At 47.2% G+C, this 18326-nt stretch carries 7 protein-coding genes; 4 read left to right on the forward strand and 3 right to left on the reverse strand.

All coding sequences use genetic code 11. The features are described from left to right. Window positions 1-67: 67 nt before the first annotated feature. Window positions 68-2203, forward strand: coding sequence for a TRAP transporter permease (locus tag LRP49_RS06505; RefSeq protein WP_274141052.1), 2136 nt, complete (start codon window positions 68-70; stop codon window positions 2201-2203). Between the two features lie 62 nt (window positions 2204-2265). Here LRP49_RS06505 and LRP49_RS06510 read toward each other — a convergent pair whose 3' ends face one another. Continuing rightward, entirely contained in the window at window positions 2266-3246 is a 981-nt protein-coding gene (locus LRP49_RS06510; RefSeq protein ID WP_274141054.1) for a chemotaxis protein CheV, read from the reverse strand. Window positions 3247-3370: 124 nt separating this feature from the next. Next, on the reverse strand, window positions 3371-13618 hold the full coding sequence (locus tag LRP49_RS06515) for a retention module-containing protein (RefSeq protein WP_274141056.1): 10248 nt from the start codon (window positions 13616-13618) through the stop codon (window positions 3371-3373). Window positions 13619-14085: 467 nt separating this feature from the next. Here LRP49_RS06515 and LRP49_RS06520 point away from each other — a divergent pair, with 467 nt between their 5' ends. Together LRP49_RS06520 and LRP49_RS06525 are read left to right on the forward strand one after the other, a co-directional pair. Beyond that, window positions 14086-15501 (forward strand): TolC family outer membrane protein, encoded by a 1416-nt coding sequence (locus LRP49_RS06520; protein ID WP_274141058.1) that lies wholly within the window; start codon window positions 14086-14088, stop codon window positions 15499-15501. Further along, window positions 15498-16130 (forward strand): OmpA family protein, encoded by a 633-nt coding sequence (locus LRP49_RS06525; RefSeq protein ID WP_274141060.1) that lies wholly within the window; start codon window positions 15498-15500, stop codon window positions 16128-16130. The genes LRP49_RS06520 and LRP49_RS06525 overlap by 4 nt, the downstream gene beginning before the upstream one ends. A 56-nt stretch (window positions 16131-16186) precedes the next feature. On the opposite strand, the gene LRP49_RS06530 is transcribed toward LRP49_RS06525, so the two are convergent. Continuing rightward, a complete protein-coding gene (locus LRP49_RS06530) occupies window positions 16187-16522 on the reverse strand; it encodes a hypothetical protein (RefSeq protein WP_274141062.1) in 336 nt (111 codons plus the stop codon). A 459-nt stretch (window positions 16523-16981) separates the two neighbouring features. Between LRP49_RS06530 and LRP49_RS06535 the strand changes: the two genes are divergently transcribed. Further along, complete coding sequence (locus tag LRP49_RS06535) at window positions 16982-18265, forward strand: DASH family cryptochrome (protein ID WP_274141064.1); 1284 nt, start codon at window positions 16982-16984, stop codon at window positions 18263-18265. The last annotated feature ends 61 nt before the right edge of the window (window positions 18266-18326 follow it).

Here is an 18326-nt window from a genome sequence, read left to right on the forward strand (position 1 = left end):
AAGTAGTCGGCGCATAGTCTGCATTCCCCAAGGAAGTAGTGCTAAGCAAAGCACAGTAGAGGGCACGATGAAAGATCACACTCCCGCCGATGATTCAACCCAAGACAATATCGACGAAAAACTTTCCCAATTTGAGTTAACTCAACGCACTGACTTCCCGCTTCTCACGCGCTGTGTCACTGTCATAGGCATTCTGTTGTCATTGGTTCACATCTGGTTCAATACCCTTGCCACGTTGCCTGAGCTTTGGGTATCTGCTGCTCATTTCGCGGGTTTCTCAGTCATGTGTGCCCTAACCTACCCTGCAGCCGCAAAATGGCGAAACAGCCGATTTGCTTTAACTATCGACATAGGTATCGCTTTCGCTGCAGTGGCTTGCCTCATCTATATCATATGGGGGGAGGACGCACTCTACGAGCGTGGTGTCACCTTTGTTACCACTGATTGGATTTTTTCCATTATCGCCATTTTGATTGCGCTTGAGCTCATAAGGCGCACCATGGGCTGGTTTATCCCTTGCCTGATTATCGTGGCTCTCACCTATGTCGTTTGGTGGGGTAGCTGGATTGATGGCATATTCTCGTTTCCCGGCCTCTCTGCCGAAACCATGCTTTACCGTGCGTTTTATAGTTCTGAAGGCATGTTCGGGCCCATATCTCGAATATCTTGGAGCTATGTCTTCATGTTTATTTTATTCGGGGCCTTTCTCGTTAAATCAGGGGCGGGTGATTACATCATCAACGTATCACGCGCTGCTGCTGGGAAAATCATCGGAGGGCCTGGGTTTGTTGCGGTATTAGGTTCAGGTTTGATGGGCTCAGTCTCCGGTTCAAGCGTTGCAAATACCGTATCAACCGGCGTTATCACCATACCCTTGATGAAAAAAGCCGGGTTCCCTCCCAAGTTTGCAGCGGGCGTTGAAGCTGCAGCCTCTACAGGCGGTCAACTAATGCCGCCTGTAATGGGTGCAGGTGCCTTTATCATGGCCTCTTATACACAAATCCCTTACGTTGAAATTATTGCCGTCTCGTTTGCACCGGCTTTGATTTATTTCCTGTCTGTCGCGTTCTTTGTTCGTATAGAGGCGAAACGCTCAGGTGTTCACCAAGTAGAAGCCACTACTGAGCCTATGCTAAAAGTACTGGTGTCTGGTTGGCACTACCTGATCCCGCTCGTTGTTCTCGTGACCTTGTTAGTCATGGATTTCACACCCACTTATGCCGCAGGCATCTCCATTATTTCTGTCGTCGTTGCATCATGGTTATCACCGAGCCGCATGGGTATAGCTGATATTTTTGATGCCTTAGCGCAAGGTGCGCGCAATATGGCAACAACCGCAGTTTTGTTGACAGGCATTGGCTTGGTAGTAAACGTCATCAGTACAACAGGTATCGGTAACACGTTTTCGTTGATGATTAATGATTGGGCCAGTGGTAGCTTGTTTATTATGCTGGTACTTGTTGCGCTGGCCTCATTGATACTCGGTATGGGATTACCCGTTACCGCATCATACATTGTACTGGGTACCCTCTCTGCACCCGCCATTTATGGACTGATCGCTGAACAACAGTTGATTGAGCTGCTTGTCTCGGGCCAATTACCTGAAGAGGCAAAAACTATTTTTATGCTCATCGCACCGGAACAACTGGCTGCATTGGGCTCTCCGATGGCATTTGAGACAGCTATTGAATTGGTGGGTAACGTGCCTGACGATTTTAAGGCAACCTTACTTGAGCAAAGCCTTGGTCCCGCTACTGTCGGTCTATCTTTGCTTGCTGCGCACTTGATCATATTCTGGCTATCACAAGACAGTAATGTGACACCACCGGTTTGTCTCACTGCTTTTGCGGCAGCCACCATCGCAAAAACACCCCCAATGGCAACAGGCTTCAAAGCGTGGAAAATTGCGAAAGGTCTTTACCTTGTTCCTTTATTAATGGCTTATACACCGCTGGTTGCAGGTGATTTCCAGCAAGTTGTTATTGTCACTCTCTTTGCCGTTATTGGTGTTTGGGCATTGATCGCAGGATTGGAAGGCTATCTCGAAGGCCCCATTAATCTTGTTTCTCGTCTTGTTGCCTTTGGATTAGCCGCCGCGATGATGTGGCCGGGGCTTGATCTGTTCATACGAATTGGCGCAGCAATCGCATTCTTTGCTCTACTCGCCATGAGTAAACGAAACTTTTCCCACCAAATTGCGTAATCACAAGAGCGCACAAAAAAAAGCACCTATTCGGTGCTTTTTTTTTCGCTTTAGAGTGCGCATTATTCTTTCAGAACAAAACTATCCATTAGACCTACCATTCGACCAATTTCAGGCTTGGTGATGGTGTCATTTGCACCTAAATCTAAGGCTTTTTGACGGTTGTCATCGCTCATCAATGAGGAAAACATTACAATCGGAATCGACTGATATTCATCAATTTCTCTCAATCGTTTCACTAAGTGCATACCGTCCATTTTTGGCATTTCTACGTCACTGACAACACCATCAACGAACTCTGAGATGGGGAGGTTTTCCTCGGAACAAAGGCGAACAAACTCAATCATGTTGTCCAACCCTTCTTGCCCATCTTTGGCGGTAATAACGTTGTATCCCGCAGAGCGCAATGTGTTCTCAATCAATCGTCGAATGAACGCCGAGTCATCAACGACGAGGATAGTTTTCGCTTCGCGCTTCGCTACCATTGCATCATCGATAACGACCCGCTTATCTTTGGTGACATCATACTTCTCCATACTCAATTCTGGATTGATATCAGCAATGATTTTCTCGAAATCAAGGATCATAATCAGGTTTGTTTCTTGCCGAACAACGGCCACAACACAGTCCTGATCCGACGCCTCTAAGAACTGGCTTGGTGACTCAACCTCTTCCCAGGAGATGCGATGAATGCGTGACACGCTATCAACCAGAAAGCCATTAGACATGCGGTTGAAGTCAGTAACAATAACCACTTTACTTTCTACATTTGAGCCCGTTGCCACACCCAGCCATCCCGCCAAGTCCACCAGCGGGATCAGCTTTCCTCTCAGGGAGAACACACCAAGTACATTTGGCTGTGCATTGGGATAGTCCGTGGTGTCAGGCACACGAATAACTTCACGTACTTTCGCAACGTTTATTCCGTAGAAACACACTTTGGTACCGCCGTCGGGAAGTCGTTTTTCCAAACGGAATTCGATAATTTCAAGCTCGTTGGTACCACTTTCAGTCAAGATTGAACTTTTTTGTACTGTGCTCATTCCAAATCTCGATACGGTTAAGAGGCAAATTGAAATTTTCCTCTTTCAGCATAGTCTTTTTATTGAGACTGATGAGGGATTGTTCGAAATTTGTTGTTTCTGAATTCAACACCTTGATTTGTCTTTAGTCCAATTTGAATGCCTGTTGGTCAAATAGTGCATTAATGATTTCGCTAGTTTGGGCACCGGCGGCGAGATCTAATCCTGAACTAGACACATCCATATTTTCCATGACGATGGTCTGTTCATTTGACCCTGACAAAATCTGCAGTGTTATCGTCCCATTGCCATCGACTTCAGCATCATCAAAGTACGGCAACAAATCGCTAGCTGTCGGTGACGCACCCAAATCGGGAAGCAAATCCGTGATATCAATTTTGTCCTGTCCCAACTCAAAATCAGTGACAGTGTCACTATTTTTGGGCGTCGATAATGATGACTCAAGCCAAAGGAAAATGTCATCCCCTTCCCCGCCAGTGAGTATGTCATTACCGTTTCCTGCTTGGAGGGTATCGTTACCATTCATACCAAAAAGACTCTCCCCGCCAGACTCAGCCACTAAAGAATCATTTTCTTCCGTGCCAATGTTGTCTCCGAGATGAAGTACGCCACTGTTTACAATGGCGGCGATCTGCTCTGATTGAGAAAGGTTCGATGCATCACCGTTCACCAATGCGTCCAAGCTTATTCCTGGTAAAATAATTTCCTGAACCGTATCTCCGCTGGTCAATATATTCAGTTGAGCGTTACCGCTTTTCTCACTCAGCGACAACTGCGTTGTGAGATCAGAAAACGTAGCGAGGTTAGAGACACTCACCGCTTGGCTAAGGTCTAACACATCATGCGCCAATTCAAAGTCTTTGATGGTATCAACCGCCGGAGAACCAACCGAACCCAGATCACCGGTTGACCATACAAATGTATCCTTAACAACATCAGCACCATCTTGCCCACCAAACAGTTCATCGTTGCCACTGCCACCAATGAGAATGTCGGCACCAAGCCCGCCAATCAGTGAATCATCGCCATCACCGCCTTCCAGTGTTGCCCCTTCATTTCCGGACACAACAACGTTTTCTACACTTGTGTCTTGCGCGTGAATGGCTTGCTGAGCAGGGTCTTGAACATTAATTGACAATGATATCGGCGTTGATTCTGCGTCTTCATTCAGGCTTGTCGTCGAAATCGCAACCACGCTAACCGTCGCTGTCACTGGGGATGAACTCATCACATGCAGTTGTGCCAGCTCTGTTGCAGTCAAGGTTAACGTCCCTGCAACTGGGCCGGTACCAATCGTAACACCATCACTATCAACAAACGTCAGTGATGATGGAATGTCTCTGATTTCCACAGACAAGGTTTCTGAAGGATCGGTCAATGCCGCAGCCAAACCCAATAGCGGTATTAACGCGGCAATACTGCCACCAACCGCTGCAGTTTGTGCATTACTGAGTGTTAAGCTCGGTATGTCCGGCTTCGGTGCCACATTGATCGCAACAGATTCGGCATCTGTTTTCGCGCCACCAGATCCCGTATTGCCATTATCGTCAACGGTAACAGTAAGAAGGTCTGCGCCAGAGAAATTCGTATCTCCGGTGTACGTCACCCCAGCCGCCAACAATGTATTAATGGCATCCAGTGGCCCTTCCAAAATCAAGGTCTCAGAACCCGCTCCCGTGACTGTGATACCCGTTGTTGGTGCACCTAAAGGTAAACCAATAACGCCATCTTTTACGCTGAGCCTAACCTCTATTTCACCCGACGGCGACTCACTTGCATCGACATCTTTAACCTGGATAGACTCGATGAGCAGTGCGCTCTCTTCCTCTGCCGCTAGCGGTGTACTCGGCAACGTCAGTTCAGGGGCGTCATTGACCGCCGAAACCGTCACTGTGATGGTTTGATCGTCCCATAGTGAACTGACAGCTTCTACGCCGTTATCAACAGCACGAACCGAAATCTCAAGTTTACCGTCCCAGTTGTTTTCATTGGCGTCACCGGGTGTGAAGATCAACTCGGATAAAGTCTGCCCATTGATGTTTGCTATCCAAGAACCATCAGGCTGCTTCTCAATCGTGCTTCCCGCAGGCGCATTTGTTGGCAAACTTAGCGTCGAACTAGCAGGTACATTCGTCAACACGACGCGAACTTGCTCAGGACCATTTTCTGTCACTGCCAATCCCGTTCCATCATAAGACGGCCCATTGTCTATGACACTGATATCGAGAGGCAGGACGATTTGCTCATCTTCAGTGCCTGACACTGCTGTCGTTATGTCCGTGTCTACGCCATCACCAACTGGGTTCACCACAACATTGATACTGGATTCATACTCTTTCGGTACGTCGAGGTTTTTCTCTTTCGCATACACCACAAAGTCGACGGTCAGAGAGCCGCTGAAGTTTTCAGGCGGCACAAATGCAATGTGGTCAAGGTTTACAGATTGGCTGCCGCTGGGCACATTAATAGTCCAAACGCCATTTCCGCTGTTTTGTACAAGCTGGCTTCCTGTAGAAACCAACTGAAAATCATCGGGTACGCCGGTAATTTGTATAGATACAATCTCTTCTGAGCCGTCTGTATCCTGAACATTTGCCGAAATTCCGGTCAAAGCGATATGGCTGTCCTCATCGCCTGAGATTGGGTTGGCGTTACCTGAAAACGTAATGGGATCGTTAACGGGCAGAACTGTGAACGATACACTCGACTCCACGCTACCTGACACGGAGGAGTCCGGGTTGCCTGTATCGTCGTTTTGCGCCGTATCCGTAATGAATGTTTTGATATTGACACTCACAGGCCCACTGTAATTTTCAGTGGGTTTGAAATAAATCTCCGACAACTGGGCAACCGAGACGGTATAGACGCCATTTTGATCCTCAACCACCTGTCCCGAAGCATCAACAAACTGACCCGTACCACCTTCGACGCTCAATTCCACGGAAGTAATGTTCTCTACTCCTTTCGTGGGATCAGTGTCCAGATCTAACAGCTCGTCGGTAATGCTTAACTTAATAATGCCGTCCTCAAGTGCTTCGCCAGAAAAGACCGTGGTACTGTTAGGATCAGGTTGTTTTTCACTATCTAAACCGTTGGTTTGAATCACTGTAACACTGGTCTCTACGCCATCGACTTGAGGGGCAATAAGTACATCAATCGTCGTCGTAATTTCTTTCGTATCTCCGCTTTCCTGATCGGTAGTAACCAACTTGATAGGTAACGTGAAATCTCCTGCAAAGTGCTTAGGCAAAGAGAGAGAAACACCCGACAGATCAACACTACCATCCGCAGCAACATTCACCTTCGCAACGTATTCAGCCGTCACGCTGTTAAATTCCATGCCCGACACCGTTACGCCAGCTGATGAAAGCACCGCTGCATTGATAACAAGCGTCAATTCATCATCAGGCGCATTGGTTGGATCGATTGAAATAAGGCCGTCCAGTTGTTGACCAAGGTTGAGCGTTGTATCTTCAACACCAGTGATGTCACCAGTGTTTACGGTGATGTCCCCGGCTTCTTGCGTGTTGGTATTGTGACCACTAAAGTCCAGTGTGATTACAATGGGAGCTTGTTCTTCTTCTGCACTTTTATCGCCTTCACCTGCATCGCCTTGATCTTGCACTGTTCCCACAATCTTTACGAACACAGGTGTACTGATGGGTGATGATGTTGAAATCGTCAAATCGGCCAATGACGATTCAGGAATTGTCCAACTCCCATCGCCATTGTTTATCCCACCTTTGATATAAAACTGGTCAAAGTAGGCTTGATTTTCGCCAGTAAAAGGGTCGCCTTGTGCATTTTGAACAAAAGAAATAACGACTTCCGTGATTAACTCTTGGCTGCTCCCGTCGGTATTAATGCCTTCTGCGGTTTTGAAAACCAACCGATGATCAGATTCCGACAAAGAGATTGAACCCGTTCCCCCATCACTGATTGCTGTAATGGCAGTGTTCGCGCTATTGACGACTTCAATGTCCCCTTCTTCTACCGTGGCGACAATCCGTACATTCAGATCGCCAGTGATATCCACACGATCAACAATTGACGGGTCGTCCTCATCTTTTTGCTCGACCGTCAGTTTTACGCTAAGGCCGATATCTTCATCCACATCACTGTTTAGCGGAGCTTTCATCGTGAGAGCGGCACCATTCACTAGCGCGGTGACTTGCGCAGATGAAAGCACCACTTCACCATTCGAGAATGCGAGTGGCGAAGACTCGCCTTCAATGGTCAATTCGTAACCTGCCGCTATTGCGGTCGATGACATCGAAAACACGATCCCAACAATTTCCTCTCGATTATCGGTAAATCCACTGTCCTCATCAGGTCGCCAGTTGATATCAATGGGCTGGTCTTCATAACCCAGTGATGACAAGGCATAGTTTGTCGCATCGATCTTTGGTTCTATGTGAATGATCACATCTCGATTTACCGTTAACGAGTCCCCATCATTTTCGGTGACCACAATGCTCACTGTCATTGTGATATCTTTCGTGCTCCCTTCAGGGGGGATCAGCTTAATATCAGACAAGCCATTGATACTCGCCTGATACTGAGGCTGTGGCGGCGTTTCGTCATCTAGCCCTGCGTAAACCAAATTCACTTTTTGATTGTTAGTGTCGAGCAAGGTGACGCCTTCAGGGATCTTAGTCAGCAAGGTTGTTAGGGTTTCAGAGTTGTCCCCCGGTAACTTGTCACCGTCTTCTCCTGATTTGATCTGGAAAGAAAGCGACACTGAACTGTCTTCTTCAATGGTCGTTTCTATGCCCGTTTCCTGGCCACCTTCAATAACGGGTTGCCATATATCACCAAGATCAGGTTCGATGTCTGGCTCATCAGCCACACCTTTCAGTGCAACATTCAAGGTTTTTGCATTGGTTTCATAAACTTGCGTGACAGTTTGGTCCACACCAGAGGCATTTGTGATGATGGCTGTATCTTTCACTACTCCCCGAACAGAAATGGCAAAATCCACATTACTCTCTGGCGGAGGGTCAAGCTTTAGATTCGCGATGTCCGAATACAATACTTCGTACAAACCGTTGTTATCGGCGACAAGTTTATCTGTTCCCATAAACAGGTTGGCACCTTCAGGCAAGCCGGATATCCAAACATACAAGGTTTCAGAAGAATCGGTGTCTACGGTGTTCGTTAACTCAATGCTATTGCCCAAAGGAATTAAGGTATCTTCATCACCACTTACTCGCGCAACTTTGAGCGTGGTGGCGTCCGCCTCTGGATTAACCGCAATGGTAATGGTTCTCGGGGCCGAATCGGCCGTTTGCTGGCCAGCAACAAAATTTGACGTTTCTTTGCTTTGCGCGACCACTGTTAAGGTAATGTCGCCCGAATAATTTGCATTGGGTTTTACAACGACGTTATTGATGTCTGCTGCCGCGACTTCATATTTCCCGCCACTTGGCGTCAGTTCGTTGCCATTTAGTAATAACGTTGCTTCGCCGCTTTCCAATGTAAGGAAATAGGTCAGCGTTTCTGAACCGTCGCTGTCTTGCAAGTCTGCTTCAATAGCAAGGTTTGCGCCTTCACTGTCTTCATCAATGTTGTAATAGAGTGTGGTATTTTCAGAATCCCATTGCGGAACGTCTGCAATACCTTCGACCGTGATGGTAAACGTCTGTGTAGGAAGTGCCCTTTCAGAACCATCCGTGTTTTTCACAAAGCCAGTGACTGTGAAAGTTGGTATACCACTGGAAGCGGAATAGTCTTGGTCAGGGACAAAGGTGACACCTTGTAGTGTCCATATTTCATTTTGAGCATCTGGCGTAAACAGATTTGAAGGCAGGGTGATTTTTCCGTCTGTAACCGCGAGTTCCGTGCCATTGGCATAAAACGTTCCCTGTGCGTTTGCGGGCAAGGTGATCAAGACGCGATCGACCGTTTCGCCTTCATCATCATCCCCGACGTTCACCGACATATTGATCGGAATCCCGTCAGCAGGGTTATCGACCAAGTCATCATTAGGATCGCCTTCACGCCCTTGGTCTTCAACGCCTGTCGCATTTTCTACAACGAGTTGCGGATTGCTGTCCACCACCACAATTTGTGTAGAGCCAACCACAATATCCCCGTCACCATCGAGTATTTCATAGCTGAAGGTTTCTACGATTCGATTGTTCGTGCTGCCACTGTGGTCAACATCTTCGGCAGCTGTAAACTGAACGTTGCCAGAACTTTGGATCAGCAGCGTACCAAGAACTTGCCCACCAACGCCCTCAGTAACAGTGAAAGTATTGTTTAGGCCAACGTTCAATTCATGCTTCTCACCATTGATCGTCACTGACGTGATGTGGCTATCATCTGCTCCTCGATTTCTAGCCGGCATCACTGTTAGTCTTGGCGAGTGGTCTCCTTCTTCTGTCACGAGCGCACCACCGCCGACACCGACCCCATCCGTCTCCAACGAAAATGGCACATCATCTGTCACATTAACGTTTAGAATGCTGGTCGCTGTATCGTTATCAGAATCCGTCACGACGACAGGTAAGTTGATGGTTAAAGTATTCTTCTCGTCCCCACGAGGGTGATCTAATGCGCCAAGCAGGGTAAAGGTGTAGTTGCCTTGTGAATCTAAGGTTATGCTGAAAACTTCCCGCGTTTCAGCCATACCTTTATAGGTTTTAATCCCATTACTATCACTCGCGAGAACTAGCGTGACTGGCTCGCCTTTGGAGCTCAATGGCACATTGACTCCCGAGCTGTTTTGGCTGTTTGCCGAATTGTTTGACGCAAAAGCACTGACATCGAGGGCAATGTCATTGATGCTGTCGCTGCCCTTATCAATGACCAATTTCCCGCTGTCTGTGTCCTGATCTGTCCCCACACCGCCGGGCGTGGTACCTGGACGATTACTGTTTGCGCCACTGCCATTTTGGTTTATGTCACTTTCTTCTACGTTAAGCGCCGGCGTAGTGGTAATGGAGGGACCGGCTCCATCCTTAATGATTAAGTCTACGGACGCTCCGCCAGTGACGGCATCACCATCAGAGTCTTTGACTTGCAAAGGAAGAAGAATACTTATTTGCTCACCATTCACCGAAATATTGGCATTTGATGTTCCGTTCGCATCATGGTCGAGAGGCTTTAGCAGCGTTATGGTCGGAGAGACAATCGCATCTGCGCCGTTCGATGCCTGTACCGCTGGAAACGTAACCGTTAATACCGCCTCATTGTCCGCAGAACCTGTTAACGTTCGCGTGGTCGCGTTGTAGGTAAAAACAACGGCCGTGCCGTTACTGGTAAGCACACCATTCAAATTGTTCAATACGTTGGCGACTTGCGCGCTTTCTAAGCCTGCAGAATCAGGGATAAGTCGGTCATTCTGGGTTTTGATTTCGATCGCTGTATTTGCTGAGTCTGGATAGCCCTGCTCGCCCGTACCCGGAGTCAGATCAGGCTCGGTAATTTCGGCTGTGCCGGACGCCTGAGACGCACCGGATGCGTCGCTATCTCGAATCGTGACAGTGAATTCATTGGAAACGGTATCGCCATCTGTATCCGTCGCCCTTACACCTATGGGCAAGCTAATCACATCACTAGGCTCATCAATGGCAAAAAACTGTTTAACGGTATACGTGCCATCAGGAAGGCCATTAGCATCTTTATTCAAGGTAATGCTTAGTGCTGTCTCGCCATTATTGGGGGAGTTGGCATCATCAATAACAATACTGATGGTGTCAGAAAGTGATGAAAACGGTTGAGGCTGCACACTCGTGTCATATCCACTGCTTGTGATCGCATTCAATGCTGCTTCTAAGCCCGTTGGGGCATAAAACACCACTGATTTCAGCGCATCTGCCCCAAGTGTTAATCCCAAACTGAGGTTCTCTTGTTCGTTTATGTCTCCCACATTTGGATCGGTCAAATCGGCATCGACAGGATTCAGTGACAAGTCTTTTCCATCTAAGACCTTCACCTCGAAGGTGCTTGACGCACTATCACCGTCATAATCCGTGACTTTAACACCCAAATTGAAGACCACATCTTCACTGTTGGGCTGATCGATAGCATCGTTTAACGTAACCTTATATTCACCACTGCTCGGTAAAAGGGTAAAGGTCAGTACGGTGACTGTTACACCGCTGCCGTCTTGATAACCAATATTTATTGGATCACTAGAGCCCGTTATTTGAGCATTTGAAGGGATGATAGAGAGTGCATTTCCATCACTGGACAGTGATTCCACAAACGATTGAAAACCCGAGCCAATGTTCCAAACTAAAGACGCGATCTCGTCGCTGCCAAGCACTAGCCCCAATGTCGACGTTTCCACAACAGCTTGCGCATTCGCGTCTGGATCTGTGACATCGATATTGGGCGTTTGAATCGTCGGAGACTCGCCATCAGTCACTTGGTATTTCACCGAAATTGGGCGTTCTAGCGCGTCGCCATCGCTGTCTTTTAACTGAACCTGAAGTTCGATATCAAACACGGCGTTATTAGACTGTTCACTGCGGGTAACCCAGCGATTCCCCGCAAACTTAGCATCATCCACGTGGTCAAGCGGCTGGCTAAGTTCGAACGTCGACGAAATAGAGACTCCCGTCGCTCCTGACCCAGACGCTTGGGTCGCCACCAGTGTGATAGATACCGCCACAGGATCATCGGGTAATTTACCCTCAATAGTAATCGTCCCATCGCTTGAATTGGGTGAAACTGTAAACGTCAGTGCTTGCCCGTTCGAAGTCAGCTCATTAAGTTCATCCAGCAACCCAGGAACACCGCCACTTTCCGTTAGATTGGCAATGCTTAGAGAATCCGGTTCCAGCCTATCAGAGCCTGCATTGACAGCAATTTCACCTTCGGCAGTTTGCTTCGGCACTGTGCCATTTTCAATGCGCGCTTCCGTCACATCAAAACTACCTGACTCAGTTGCTGCGCTGCCGTTAGCATTGTCACCATCGGTAATGGTCACCGAGAAACGACCTTCAATGGTATCGTTATCGAAATCGGTCACGGCAACGGTGACAGGAATTAATACTGACTCGCCATTAGCCTGATCTACGCTCGCGTTTTCCGAAAAGACGTAATTGTAATCTCCGTTATCGCTCTCTAATTGAATGCTGAACACCTTACTAGACGGATCAGAGGCAAGCGAAACCGTGATTACGTCATTTGATATTTCATAGGTTGTAGCTTCACCGTTACTGGTTAGCCCATCTAAAACCGCGCGCAATTCAGACGTCGAAGTAAACGCTACCGTCGATATTTCATCGGAGTTGGCTTCAATATTTAGAGGAATAGGTTTAGAGACAAAACCAAGATCATTTTCGCTGTGAGATATGCTTGCTGGCTCAATCGTTGGTAAGGCACCGTCAGTAATGGTAATTGTTACGTCAATCGGTTCACGAAGTGCAGTACCACCATTGTCCGCACCCTTCACGGAGAGATCGATTTCTAGCGCATCATTGACCACCCTAACCAACCCAGATGTATCCGAAGGCAGATGGTCAATCGGTTCATAGATGGTGACCGTAGTCGTTAGCTCGACATCTCTTCCTGCCGCTGAAGGCGTCAATACAATCGTGACGACCGTTTCTCTATCAGACGTCCCAATAATTTCTCGCCCATCATCACTTAAGGCATAGGAAATAGATTTTCCAGATGTGAACGTTTCGTTCGAAAGTTCCGCAACAACGGTTGCTGCGGTTAAAGTGTCAAAAACAAACGAAGAGACATCCAGTCCTAATGTTCCGGCCGAAACCGTCAACGTTTTACTGCCAGAAACAGGGTAACTTTCCCCCTGACGCGGGTCGGATAAATCACCTTCTCTAACAGTAATGGAAAGATCACCCCCGCCTAAAGCAGGAATGAGTGGCGCATCGTCTTCGTTTAGTTGAGCAAAAGGCTTTCGGATATAAGAGGTTTCAAATCCTGCCTTAGCAAGCACAGCGGTATAGTCATAGTGAACAATCGAATAACCACCAATCGATGAGCTTACCACCCCACCAGCCGCTGGCGGTTCCAGTTCTTCCGTCGGATCAATGCCTTCTAATATTGCACGTTGAAGTGCGGTGATATCGTCCTCAAGTAACGTAAGCGCGGCATCCGATTGGCTTAAACCGATGTTACCCGATAAGCCAATGACTTCTACCCCTTCCCCTTCAACGCGAATACAGGTTGCACAGGGTTCATTGACCATGGTTGGAACGCCGTTTTTGATCACGACATAGTGCGCAGAAGGATTGGCAACGACCAAGTCACCAGATTCTACGGTCGTGGAAAACGGGACAGGTGTCGCGACGCCCTCACGAATAACGTATACCTGACCGTTTTTAACCGTTAGATGAGTACTCCTCTCATCTGCCTGTTCTCGAATCTGTTCTTTTGGTTCTTTATGATCCGTCATAAGCTTATACCCCTCAAATAAGCAAAACAGGAGGTCGTGAAATTCTTTTCAGAATTCCATCGAGCCTCCTGAATTCATCCTCATTAGCCAACTTAAGGCTACGGTAAAACGATTCACTCGACTTCAAGTTCAAGTGACAAACACCCCGTCGAACGCCTTATTGTTGCTTCAGTTTCTATTTTGGCTGTCACTGATGTGTCTCAACCTGTCTCATTTGCAATAGAAACACGAGAAACCTACTTTTGGGGGGTCACATACGCATCAACTTGCCCTACTTTTAACGGGCATAAGCAACAGAGTTTTCTTTTGCTTTATCACGCAATTTTTGTCCGGTTATGACAGACATAACTCCCGTTCGTCATAAAAAGCCCCAAATTGGATGGGTTTTGCCTTCACTGGGCATATTTGCCGTGTTTAACCAAGGTTCTTGCAACAACGAATAATTAGTAGGCATTCAGGGAGCATTCATGACCAAGTCAACATCCCATAAGAGAAGGCGATTAGCCAATCACCTATCTCACTCATTGCATCGTCATCAACACAACAGGGACGTAATCAAACTTTTTGGTTATGCAACCCTCGCACTGGCATTGTTACTGCCCTCGCTATCTGCAAATGCCCAGTCATTGGAACAAGCGGTAGCGACAACTCTGACGCAAAATCCGCTCATCAAGGAGGCTTATAACGAATACAAAAGCCGGTATGAAAATATCGACGTTTCAACAGGAGGGTACCTTCCGTCTATAGATCTAGAAGCAGGCATTGGATATTCGGACTACAACAACGACAGCAATAAAGGAACGTATGACCCACGCGATGTGCGTATAAGTCTGAGGCAATTGATTTGGGACGGCTCTATCACCTACAACGATATACAACGTACGAAAGCCGAAGCCGAAGCCCAACGTTACCAACTTCTTGCTGATGCTCAGGACACCGCACTGAGTGTGGTTGAGGTCTACCTTGAAGTGTTGAGAACCCAACAAATTCTTGACCTTACTCACTCTAACCTGACCACTCATGAAGAAATCACTGCAGATGTTAAAAAGCTCGCTGATAGTGGCGTAAGTTCATCGTCAGACCTCACTCAAGCACAAGGCCGTCTTGCACAAGCTCACGCAAATGTGCTCGCAGCTCAAAGTAACCTAGATGACAAAATCACAGAATTTGAACAGATAGTTGGTTCATCGCCAGATTCACTTGTCACCCCTGCTGTCGATGCCCTATTTATACCGTCGTCTCTGGTTGAGGCCCTGAACTTAGCAAAAGAAAGTAACCCTGTAATAAAAGTTGCCCTCCATGATGTCGACGCTGCAAAACATCAATACAACCAAGCCAAAGGCGATATGTACCCCACGTTTACCATAGAAGCATCACAAGAATGGGGTGAAGAGCTAGACGGAACACCGGGCGACACCGACGAATTCCAAGCAATGTTGAGAATGAGATATAACCTTTTCAACGGTGGCAGTGATGCCGCAGAGTCGCGCAGTGCTGCCTATCAAATCAATAAAGCCAAAAACATTCGAAACAATGCCCATCGATTACTCAAAGAAAGCACCCGTTTAGCGTGGTCCGCAAAAGAGCTCGCCGATCAGCAAACCTCTTTTTTGCAACAACATGTGGATGCAGCTTCTGACACACTGGTTGCCTATGAGAAGCAATATCTTATCGGTCGCCGAACATTGCTGGATTTATTGAACACAGAAAACGAACTGTTTGATGCGCGTCGGTCGTACCTTGATGCCCATTTCTCGGGCATATTAGCCCGTTACAGGGTGCTAAACGCGACTGGACTTTTACTTTCAGAACTCAGAGTGGAAACGCCAGAGGAATGGCAAACTTCAGTCTACGGCTCAAATAATGAAGGAGATAAAGAATGATGAACGCAGTTTGGCTAACCCTAGCCAAGTTCAAAAAATCAGCAATCCTAGCCGTCACCATGACGCTTCTTTTTACCGCAGGCTGTTCATTGTCTGCGGATCCTCCTCCCGTCGCCCAGCAACGTGCTGATTTGAAGGACTCAGACGGCGATGGAGTTATAAATCAACGTGATGCCTGCCTTGGCACACCTGTGGGTGCTGACATTGACAATGAAGGATGCGCCGAAGTTCTTGAGTTAAGCGCGAGAGACAACCTTCATATTTTGTTTGCTAATAATTCGTCACGTATACCTGCATCATTTTTACGCGAAGTTGACCAATTAGCTCGCTTTATGAAGAGCTTTCCCCAAACACATGTTCAGTTAAAAGGGTATGCCAGCCCAGTTGGTAGCGTTGAGGCCAATCTCGCGTTATCAAAAAAACGAGCTAACGCAGTAAAACAGGCTTTGGTGCGCAAAGGCGTAGCCGCTGACCGTATTGTTATCATAGGGTTTGGAGAAAATGAGCCGGTTAAAGCAGAGTCCGAACGTCAGACGGAAATACTTAGCCGTCGTGTCACAGCGAGTGTGGTAGCTTCTGAAGAAAGCGTCGTCATGAAATGGACGATTTACTCTACTGCGGCAAAATAGACATCTAGCATTAAAGATGTGCTGTCAGCCTCGCATCAAGCAAGGCTGACAGTGCATTAATGGAATGTTATAGGGTCAATGGTTCCCTGATTTGTCGGCAGTGCGAGAAGTAGCCAAAAGTCCAAATCCGTTTCAGTACAATTCGCCGCAGCCACTTTGACAACGCCTTTGCACCGTTTCCCACCAGCATGTTCCAGCTTTGCCCCAGGGCGACGCAACGCCTCTTCAAGACATTCTTCCCCGACAACTAAGGCAATGCCTTCATCATCGACGATGCCGAATAGACGCCCGTATTGAGAGAAATAAAACGTGCCATTGTCAGACTCTTCGCGAATACCAGAGATACCGATGAGTGCTCTCCGGACTGATGTAGACAAATGAACCTCAACCACACTAACTCCACATTTGTTTACGACATGATTGCCCAATATAGAGAAAGTTGACTCAACCTTCAGTCTTCGCTGACAACAATCCTTCTAAAACCGTAAAAAAGGCTGACATCCCACTCCTAGCGCGTTTTAGACATTCACCGAACCACACCAAATATGGCTGACCTGAACGCTAACTTAAGTATCAATACCTAAATATGTGAAAAGCATTACGCATCAACTCTCATGCCCAGAAATCCACCACCGGTTTGATCTTCTACACATTTCGCGCTTTGGTCATCCTGCTTACCGTACTGCGGTGCTACGCTTTATTTGTGAGTCACATGTCTCCACTTGCAACACTCACACCCTCTTTCTCATCCATTGTACGCGCTCAAGCGTATTCAACTTAGGGAGGTATTGTCCCAGTTCAACGCTACATCTCACGCTCATAATCAATCATCGTTTTTAAGGAGAGACGGAATGAATGGGCTATATTGGTTTAGACACGACTTAAGACTGGCAGACAATCCGGCACTCGTTGCGCTATCAAAACGATGCAATCAGGCACTCATGCTTTATGTCATCGACCCTTCTTGGTTCAAACCCAATCACTTTCAATCGCGCCATCTCGGACGATTCAGAGAAGAGTTCCTCTATCAATCGCTCCGTGCCCTTGAAAAAGAACTCAAAAAGTCAAAGCAAAGGTTGGTTGTGAAGGTCGGCAATCCATTGGAAATTATTCCCAAGCTATGTGAAAAGCACCAAATTGATCTTGTTGCCACGACAGAGCATCCGGGCTTTACCGAACGGCAGCAACTCGGTCATCTGTCAAAAATCTTACCCTGCGAGGTGATGATTAGCGAAAGCTTTACCCTTTTTATTAAGAACCAAATCAGTTTTACGAAAGACAACTTTCCTGCATCATTCGCCGAATTTAAAGCAACGATCAGTGCGCAAAACCTTCTACCTTGCATCCCTATTGCAAAGCCTGATTCACTTCCGCCAGCCATCGACGAAAGCCGCGATTTATGGGGAGGCCAAGAGTTCGTTTACGATTTAACGCCCTATCATGGAGGAGAAGATTCAGGTTTCGTACAACTCAATCAGTTCTTCTGGAAAACTCAGGGTTTGAAGAACTACAAGGACACGCGCAATCGATTTGATGGATGGCAGTGTTCTTCTCGCTTGTCAGCCTGGCTATCAAACGGAACTCTATCAGTTAGAACGGTTGCCGCTGAACTCGATAACTATGAATACCGCTACGGTAAAAGTCCGTCTACTGAAATGATGTATTCAGAACTGCTTTACCGAGAGTACTTTCAGTGGATGATGCATTTTCACGGTAAAAACATGTTTGCGTTTGACGGTATAAAGAAAAAACGCCCACTCACCAGTTTCTACTGTGAAAACTACAAAGCATGGGAGCAAGGCACGACCGATTGTCCGCTCGTCAACGCCTGTATGCGCCAACTTAACCAAACCGGGTATATGTCCAGCAAAGGAAGGCAAATTGTTGCACGTTACTTAGTCAACACATTGAACGTTGATTGGCGTTTTGGTGCTGCCTATTTTGAGCAACAGCTCGTTGATTTTGATGTGGCGACAAATTACGGCAACTGGCAATACCTGTCAGGGGTCAGCGCAGACTCGGAGCATCTATTGCCTTTGGACATTGACAAACTGGCGCGTGAATACGATCCAGACGGCAGCTTCATCGCCAAGTGGGCAGAGTCGTCACCGTCGGTAAGCTTATTACGGTTCTGACAACCTAATCTTATGTTTATAAATAAAAAGGCGGACATGATGTCCGCCTTTTTTTCACAGC

The organism is Enterovibrio qingdaonensis (assembly GCF_028683135.1).
Classification (GTDB): domain Bacteria; phylum Pseudomonadota; class Gammaproteobacteria; order Enterobacterales; family Vibrionaceae; genus Enterovibrio; species Enterovibrio qingdaonensis.

Excerpts from the sequence above, each read along its gene's own strand:
- LRP49_RS06505 (WP_274141052.1), top strand. The coding sequence starts at position 68 with ATGAAAGATCACACTCCCGCCGATGATTCAACCCAAGACAATATCGAC.
- LRP49_RS06510 (WP_274141054.1), bottom strand. The coding sequence starts at position 3,246 with ATGAGCACAGTACAAAAAAGTTCAATCTTGACTGAAAGTGGTACCAAC.
- LRP49_RS06515 (WP_274141056.1), bottom strand. The coding sequence starts at position 13,618 with ATGACGGATCATAAAGAACCAAAAGAACAGATTCGAGAACAGGCAGAT.
- LRP49_RS06520 (WP_274141058.1), top strand. The coding sequence starts at position 14,086 with ATGACCAAGTCAACATCCCATAAGAGAAGGCGATTAGCCAATCACCTA.
- LRP49_RS06525 (WP_274141060.1), top strand. The coding sequence starts at position 15,498 with ATGATGAACGCAGTTTGGCTAACCCTAGCCAAGTTCAAAAAATCAGCA.
- LRP49_RS06535 (WP_274141064.1), top strand. The coding sequence starts at position 16,982 with ATGAATGGGCTATATTGGTTTAGACACGACTTAAGACTGGCAGACAAT.